1 protein-coding gene is annotated in these 558 nt (G+C 38.9%); it reads left to right on the top strand.

Annotated features, from left to right (window positions below; translation table 11 throughout):
- Positions 1-101: 101 nt before the first annotated feature.
- Positions 102-558: DUF6058 family natural product biosynthesis protein (locus tag BCT81_RS02990; RefSeq protein ID WP_198596834.1), on the top strand; the 457-nt coding region annotated here is incomplete at its 3' end.

Below are 558 nucleotides of genomic sequence, written 5' to 3'. Positions count from 1 at the left end.
TTTTTAGTTATCTAAACGCAAACTTTATAACCTTGGAAGAGCTGTCGAGCGTAACCAATATCGACTTAAACGAGATTAGACAGTATCAAACAGAAAGGCTGATGCCATTAGCATCCTACAACTTGGATGTTGAACTCAAATGTAACTCATTTTTTGGTGAACATAGCGAAAAAGGCGTCACAGAGTATTATGCAAAAGGATATGTATCTTGGCTAAGCATCGTACACTCGCTAAGAAATAAAGAATGTGTGCTTGATGAGTTTACTCGTCGTTATCTTAAAACAATCTCTACTTTGAAAGATGTCACATGTGAGTCTGGTTGTTCGGGGTTGAGCGAAATAATCACGGAAAAGTGGGAACACTTTTTACAAGGTACTTACGGGGTTTGTACGAAAACGGGGCTTCCAGAGGATATTGCATCTAAGGGGATTGCTGTTAGTCAAATTGAGGAATTATTAGGACACGGAGAACTTAATAGTAGTGAGATTAAACGCCTAGAATACTTTGTGAATCTGCTTGATAGCGTTAGCTCTCCTTTTGCTCCACATGAAAGGCTAA

Origin of the sequence: Vibrio sp. 10N.261.52.A1, from assembly GCF_002876325.1 — a bacterium.
Classification (GTDB): domain Bacteria; phylum Pseudomonadota; class Gammaproteobacteria; order Enterobacterales; family Vibrionaceae; genus Vibrio; species Vibrio chagasii.
Note: the sequence above shows the minus strand (reverse complement) of the source record. Positions and strands in the feature narration are given on the sequence as shown.